Annotated in this window: 8 protein-coding genes; all 8 read left to right on the plus strand. The window is 61.6% G+C overall.

Features of this window, described 5'->3' with window-relative positions; all coding sequences use genetic code 11:
- The first annotated feature begins 86 nt into the window (after positions 1-86).
- Positions 87-467, plus strand: a complete 381-nt coding sequence (locus NW829_RS08095) for a hypothetical protein (protein WP_414342412.1) — start codon at positions 87-89, stop codon at positions 465-467.
- Between the two features lie 226 nt (positions 468-693).
- A complete protein-coding gene (locus NW829_RS08100) occupies positions 694-1,464 on the plus strand; it encodes an SH3 domain-containing protein (RefSeq protein ID WP_414357377.1) in 771 nt (256 codons plus the stop codon).
- Positions 1,465-1,763: 299 nt separating this feature from the next.
- Entirely contained in the window at positions 1,764-2,561 is a 798-nt protein-coding gene (locus NW829_RS08105; RefSeq protein ID WP_414416835.1) for a hypothetical protein, read from the plus strand.
- Between the two features lie 152 nt (positions 2,562-2,713).
- Positions 2,714-3,223, plus strand: a complete 510-nt coding sequence (locus NW829_RS08110) for a hypothetical protein (protein WP_414416836.1) — start codon at positions 2,714-2,716, stop codon at positions 3,221-3,223.
- Positions 3,224-3,231: 8 nt separating this feature from the next.
- Positions 3,232-3,933 (plus strand): cobalt transporter CbiM, encoded by a 702-nt coding sequence (gene cbiM, locus NW829_RS08115; protein WP_414330636.1) that lies wholly within the window; start codon positions 3,232-3,234, stop codon positions 3,931-3,933.
- Positions 3,920-4,750 carry a cobalt ECF transporter T component CbiQ gene (cbiQ, locus tag NW829_RS08120; protein WP_414416837.1) on the plus strand — a complete coding sequence of 277 codons (831 nt, stop codon included), beginning with the start codon at positions 3,920-3,922 and terminating at the stop codon, positions 4,748-4,750. Before cbiM ends, cbiQ begins: the two co-directional genes overlap by 14 nt.
- A 46-nt stretch (positions 4,751-4,796) precedes the next feature.
- Positions 4,797-6,218 carry a 30S ribosomal protein S12 methylthiotransferase RimO gene (gene rimO, locus NW829_RS08125; RefSeq protein WP_414416838.1) on the plus strand — a complete coding sequence of 474 codons (1,422 nt, stop codon included), beginning with the start codon at positions 4,797-4,799 and terminating at the stop codon, positions 6,216-6,218.
- 50 nt (positions 6,219-6,268) lie between these two features.
- Positions 6,269-6,975, plus strand: a 707-nt coding sequence (gene rpiA, locus NW829_RS08130) for a ribose 5-phosphate isomerase A (RefSeq protein ID WP_414416839.1), incomplete at its 3' end; no start/stop codon positions are given.

Consider the following 6,975-nt stretch of genomic DNA (forward strand, 5'->3'; position numbering starts at 1 on the left):
GCACCTGGAGTTAATCTGGAAGCCGTGGCGCTTCCGTTCCTGTCTCGAGGTCTGGCCTTAGTGTGGGCAGTTTATCCCGGAGGCTTATGTACACCAATCCCGATGAAGTCTTCCGCAAAGATGTCTGGTTGGCCCTCTTCACGTGGGGGATCCTGGAGCTGGCTTGTTTCGTGATTATCCCATTCACCGGAGCCTACGCATTCTCGCAAGTGGAGGCTTGGCTGTGGCCCTCTTTGGTTTTGGGGCCGGTGGGGGCGGTGGTGGTGGCTTTCTGTTCTAAGGTGGTGCTGGCTGCTAACAACATCCCGGATCCCAGGAGAAAACAAGCCCAGCGGCAAGTGGCTCAGGTGGTCAGTCTTTTTGGCTTTCTGGGCTTGGCATTGCCCCTCCTTCTGGCAGGATGGGTATTTGGCCGAGAGATTTTGACGACCGACTGGCAGAATAAGTTCACCAACACCAATAAGTAGAAGCTAATCTCCGACGCCCTTGCCCTCTGGGGTCGCGTCGCCCTGTCAGCGTTGCGATTCCTCTGCACAGGCCTAGCAAGAGCGCTGCGGAACACGATACATTGGGATGCAATCACGTCAGCGTTGCGCAGCAGTCGTGCTCTGGCTTTCGTAAATCCCCGGTTTTGACGCGGATCCCATCTTCTCTGCGGATTCTTGCCTGCAGCATTGCGGGAAGGTATTTCGGATGGCTAACTACCCGATGCGAGGCCGTTCTTCTCCTGCTTCTGGCGGTTTTCCCTTGGGCACCTTGGTGGTGGTGAGTGTCTCGGTTGGGGCTCTGGCCGCCTTGGCTTGGCAGTTGTGGCAGCTCGTCGCCCCCATGTTGGCCCCCCCTGCCCCGCCTCAATTTCCGCAGGCGGTGCGCTTGGATCCCTTGCCCCGCCCAGCCAGTTTTCCCTCTCCCCCCTCTGGCCCTGCTGCAGGCACTGTTGACCCTGAGGGATTTCCCCCCGGCAGCCGTGGGCGGGTGATCGAGCCCATTGGCCTGGCCATCCGCAGCCAACCTTCTGCCGATGGAGCCTACCAAGGGGGAATTGTGGTGGGGGAAACGGTGACGGTGTTGGAGTACAGCGCCGATGGTCGTTGGCAACGGGTGCGGCGGGAGTTGAACGGACAAGAGGGCTGGGTGCGCGCCGGCAATTTGGGCCCTGTGGATGGTGCTTCAGCTTCAACTTCTCCAGCTCCCACGGTTGAACCCAACCCTGAATCAACTCCTTTGCCGACTCGACCCCCCACGGCAGCAGTGGTTTCCCCAGGTGAGCGGGGACGGGTGATCGAGCCCATTGGCCTGGCGCTGCGGGCCACTCCAGAGCGGGAGGGAACCTACATTGGCGGTGTGCCCATGAACGAGGTGGTGACGGTGCTGGGCCTCAGCGAAGATGGTCGTTGGCAGCGCATCCGCCGTCAGAATGGGCAGGAAGGTTGGGTGCGGGCGGGGAATCTGGCGCAGGAGTAGCCCTTGCCATAGGCATAGCCCTACAGATGCCCTGGTGGGGGATTGTAACACCAGGGAAGCCTGTGTTTCGGTAGAGCAGTGCCGTTTGCGTCATCGGGACCGAGTCCTTGGCAGGGGAACTGGTGAAACACACTCCATTTCGGCTTGGTGCTTCAACAAGGGATCGCTGGGGCAAGGGGTTAGCTTTACCCTTTCTGGCCCTTGGGTTGGCCTTCTCTCTAGGCGCCTGCCGACCGGCTTCTAACGCTGGAGCGGAAAAGGTCAGGCAGGAAGCACCCCTAGCCCAAGCAAAGGCAGAGATGGGTACTCTGGAGTTTTGGGCCAACGGCGAGGACTTCATTCGGGAGGGGTTTGTCTCCAAAGACGGCTGGGAACTGAGCTTTGAGCACGTGTACGTGACGCTGGCGGACATAACCGCCTACCAAACCGATCCGCCCTTTGATCCGGAAGGAAATGCAGATTTGCTGGCACGGGCATTGGTCAGCCTCTCCGGCCCCATCACGGTTGATTTGATCACGGCTCCCCCGGCGGAGCGGGCCTTACTGGGATCCCTAGAGGCACCCCCTGGCCACTACAACGCCCTGGGGTGGCGGCTGGTGCCAGCACTGGAGGGGCCGGCAAAGGGCTATTCCCTCTGGATCGAAGGCCAAGCCCGACCGACAAAGGAAGGGGCTGGGGAGATGCTGTTTGTGCTCAAGTTCAGCCCTGAGGTGGCCTTCACCTGCGGAGAGTATGTGGGGGAGGAGCGCAAAGGCTTTGTGCGCGTCGGCCAGGTGGCAGATCTGGAGGTCACCTTCCATTTCGACCACCTGTTTGGAGATGGAAGCTTGCCCCCCAACGACAGCCTCAATCAAGCAGCTCTGGGGTTTGCCCCTTTGGTGAAGTTGGATCCTGTCTCCCTGGAGCAGCGGCTGGCCGCGTCAGCGGCGCGGAGCACTGGGGGGGGATCCGACCTTCTGGAAGTGGACTGGGGGGATCTGCAGGAGGGATCCCCTGCGGCTAAGGCCGTATTGGAGATCCTGCACCACTTGGGCCATGTGGGGGAAGGCCACTGCCGCGCTGCCTCTGGCCCTGCCCAGACAGAGTCTTCGCCCTGAAGTCTTGGCTTTATCTAAGACCGGTCGCCTGCAGAGCGTAGAGATTGTCGTCTGTCCTCAGCTAACCAATGAACCGAGTCTGGCCAAAACTTTGGATCCCTTCCTGCCGACTGAGCCTGATTGCGGCGTCGCGTCAGCGATGCGGAGCACGGTTGAGCTTGCTGGCTTTCGGCCTGCTCCTGTCTGCTCCCGCTTGGGCCCATGGGGTGGAAGCCTCTCTTCGGGCTGTTCCCGCTTTTGAGATCGAGGCCCGCTACGATTCTGGGGAACCGATGGGATCCGCCCGGGTGACGGTATTTGCGCCAACGGATCCCACTACCCCTTGGCAGGAGGGACAGACGGATGCGCGGGGACGATTTCTGCTGCAGCCGGATCCCAACCTGACGGGCCTCTGGCAGGTGCGGATTCGCCAGGCGGGGCATGGGGTGTTGGTCAACGTGCCGGTGGGCGAGGAGTTCCCTCAGACAGAAGGGATCCCCAGCGCTTCCCCACCCTTTGGGCCTTTGCAGCGGGGGGTTATGGCCGGTTGCGTCATTTGGGGCTGTCTGGGCACAGCTCTCTTCTTCTCCAGGCCGCGTCAGTCTGTTTATGGAGCGGTGGAGAGCCCATCGGTTTCAGCATCTCCGGGGTCATCCCAGGTTAGCCCCTCCGCTCTGGAGTAGGACTGGCCATGCACATTAGCGATGGCATTTTGCCGGCACCGCTTTGGCTGGGGGGCTATGGCATCACCGCCCTGATCACCAGCTACAGCTTGCGGCTTCTCCGTCGCGCCGGCGTTGCCGAGCAATGTCCTTGGTGGGAACGGGATCCCCGCCATATTGCTACGCAACGCTGTCGCGACCAGTTGCCCAAAGCGGCTTTGCTCACGGCTGTCTTTTTTGTGGCCTCTTCGATTCACCTGCCCTTTCCCCCGGCCAGCCTGCATCTGGTGCTGAACGGGTTGATGGGTCTGATGTTGGGGGCTTTGGCCTATCCGGCGATTGTAGTGGGCTTGTTTTTTCAGGCGGTGGCCTTTGGCCATGGGGGCCTGACCACATTGGGCATCAACGCCGCCATTATGGGGATCCCGGCGCTCCTGGCCGGTGGGATTTTTCGGGCAGGCCGTCGGGTGATGGGGGCCGGAGTGTCTGCCTTCTTGGCGGGAGCGGTTGGGGTGGGTCTAGCAGTGCTGTTGTTTTACGGGGTGGTCATGGCTGCTGTGGTTGACGCTGGCAGCGGGATCCTCTCCACAGAAGCCGGTCGTCTGGCTCTTGGGAGCTTGGTGGTGGCCCACATCCCCCTGATGGTGGTGGAGGGGTTGTTCGCCAGTTGGGTGGTGCTGTTTTTGCAGCGGGTACAACCGGCGCTGCTGGGAGAGTATGGCAAGAGATGAAGCCGGCTCAGGGATCCCTTGCTGCTGGCGCGGTCAACAATCCCATCCTCACCCCTCCAAACCCCTTTCCTGGCTGCACCGGTGGCAACCTCTGCCCAAGGTGCTGGGCCTGATGGCGCTGATGGCGGCTTTCGCCTCGGTGAGGTGCCTGGCCCTCTTGCCGCTCATCTGGGCGCTGGTGGCTGGACTGTGGAGCCTGTCGGGATTGCCTTGGAGCCTCGGGCTGAGGCGGCTGGCAGCCCCAGGGCTGTTGGTGGCAGGGTTGATGGGGATCCTACCCTTCTGGGCGGGGGAAACCATCCTGTGGCGCTGGGGATCCCTGGCTCTGCGTTGGGATGGGCTGCAGATGGCGCTTCGCATTGGGGGGAGAGGGCTGGCCCTATTTGCCCTCACGATGCTGCTGCTGGAGACCACCCCCACATCGGAACTGTTGGCAGCGTTGCGGGCCCTGGGGATCCCAGACCTCCTGCTGGAACTGGCCTGGCTCACCCAGCGCTATTTGCAGGAGGTGGCCGCTCAGTGGCAGCAGATGCAACGGGCAGCCCGGCTGAGGGGTTGGCGACCGCGGGGATCCCTGTGGCGTCCTGGGCCGTCTCTAAGACAAGATCTGCCCTTTCTGGCCGCTTCGGTGGGCACCCTGTTGGTTCGCAGCTACGAGCGCTCGCAGAGGGTTTATCAGGCTTTGCGCCTGCGGGGCTATGGACAAGCGCCTCTGTTTTCGACGGCGGCTGGCAGGGATCCCTGGAGCTGGGCGGCCACCGCGTTGGCCGTGGCTACGGCTCTATTGCTCCGCAACGCTGATGCGGCCCTCAACTAGAATAGATAAGCCTCTGGCAAGCTGCCCCCTTTTTGATGCTCAGTCCATGAATGGGTTAGAAGCGACCGTCTCCAGTTTCCCATCCGTTAAGGACTCCGTCCCGCTTACGCGAACAGCGGTGCAGCGTACAAAGGCGTCGGTTGCCGTTTTACACCTGGGCTGCGAGAAAAACCGGGTGGACACCGAGCACATGCTGGGCTTGCTGGCTCAAGCAGGCTACCGGGTGGATGGGGACGAAGAGAGTGCTGACTATGTGATCGTCAATACCTGTAGCTTCATTGAAGCAGCGCGGCGGGAGTCGGTCAGCACCCTGATGGAGTTGGCAGTACAGGGCAAGAAAATCGTTATTGCCGGCTGCTTGGCGCAACACTTCCAAGAGGAGCTGCTGCAGGAGATCCCAGAGGCCGTGGCCTTGGTAGGTACCGGCGACTACCACCAGATCGTCCAGGTGATCGAGCGGGCGGAGCGGGGAGAGCGGGTCAATGCCGTTACTTCCAGCTTGGATTACATTGCCGACGAGACCGTACCTCGCTATCGCACCACCCATGCGCCTGTGGCCTACCTACGGGTAGCCGAGGGCTGTGATTACCGCTGCTCCTTCTGCATCATTCCCCACTTGCGGGGCAACCAACGCTCCCGCTCCATCGAGTCGATCCTACGGGAAGCAGAACAACTGGCCGAAGAGGGGGTGCAGGAGCTGATTTTAATTTCCCAGATCACCACCCACTACGGGATCGATCTCTACGGGGAGCCGCGGCTGGCAGATCTCATTCGCGCCCTGGGCCAGATCCCCATTCCCTGGATCCGCATGCTCTACGCCTACCCCACGGGCATTACCCCCGCCGTGGTGGAGGCCATTCAAGAGACCGCCAATTTCCTGCCTTACCTGGATCTGCCTTTACAGCACAGCCATCCTGAGATCCTCAAGGCCATGAATCGCCCCTGGCAAGGGCAGGTCAACGACCGGGTGATCGAGCGGCTGCGCCAGGCGTTGCCCAATGCCGTGCTGCGCACCAGCTTTATCGTCGGCTTTCCTGGGGAGACGGAGGAGCACTTCCAGCATCTACTAGACTTTGTCCAGCGCCATCAGTTTGACCATGTGGGGGTGTTTACCTTTTCTCCCGAAGAGGGCACCCCTGCCTACCACCTCCCCCATCAGGTTCCAGAGGCTGTCAAACAAGAGCGCCGCGCCCGTCTAATGCAACTGCAGCAAGGCATTGCCTTCCGCCGCAACCGCGAGCAGGTGGGCCGAGTGGTACCTGTACTTTTGGAGCAGGAAAACCCCAGAACCGGCGAGTGGATTGGCCGCTCCCCTCGCTTTGCCCCCGAAGTGGACGGGGTGGTGTACGTGCGTGGGGAGGGCTCTCTGGGATCCCTGGTGCCGGTGCAGATCACCCACGCCGAGCCCTATGATCTCTTCGGTCGGGTGGTGGCAGCGCCGGAGGGTTTTAGCTGGAGCGGGCGGTAGCGGTGCAAAGCACTTTGGTAGGATCTTCATCCACGGGAGAGGAGCTGGGAATGACTACCCTTGGCGGCAGCGGGACCGAGTCTTTAGATGAGCTGAAACAGGCGGCAGCCCGGGCTGCAGTTCAAAAGGTGCAGTCGGGAATGGTGGTGGGGCTGGGCACGGGATCCACAGCCGCCTTTGCTGTCAGCGCCCTAGCAGAGCGGATGCAAAGCGAGGGTCTGCAGATCCTCGGTGTGCCCACCTCCGAGCGCACGGCTGAACAGGCCCGCTCCCTGGGGATCCCGCTGGCTACCCTAGAAGAGCAGCCGCGCCTGGATCTGGCCATCGATGGGGCCGACGAGATTGAAGTGGGATCCCTGAACCTGATCAAAGGGGCAGGAGGGGCCCTGTTGCGGGAAAAATTGGTGGAGGCCAGCGCTGCCGAGCTGATCATCGTTGCCGATGCCTCTAAAAAAGTCCCGCAGTTGGGCATTCGCTTCCCGGTGCCGGTAGAGGTGGTGCGCTTTGGCTGGAAAACCACCTTGGCGCGGGTAGAGGCTCTGGGGTGCACAGCCACCTTACGGCGGAATGCCAACGGGGATCCCTACTTGACGGACGAGCAGCACTACATCCTCGACTGCCAATTCGGCCCCATGGCGGATCCTGCCAAGATCGCCGATCAACTCAAAGGGACGGTGGGGGTTGTGGAACATGGCCTGTTCATCGGAATGGCCAAAGAGGCCATCATCGCGCTCCCATCTGGGATCGAAACGCTGCA

The sequence above is a fragment of the Synechococcus sp. R55.8 genome, assembly GCF_047461895.1.
In the GTDB taxonomy this organism is placed as follows: domain Bacteria; phylum Cyanobacteriota; class Cyanobacteriia; order Thermostichales; family Thermostichaceae; genus Thermostichus.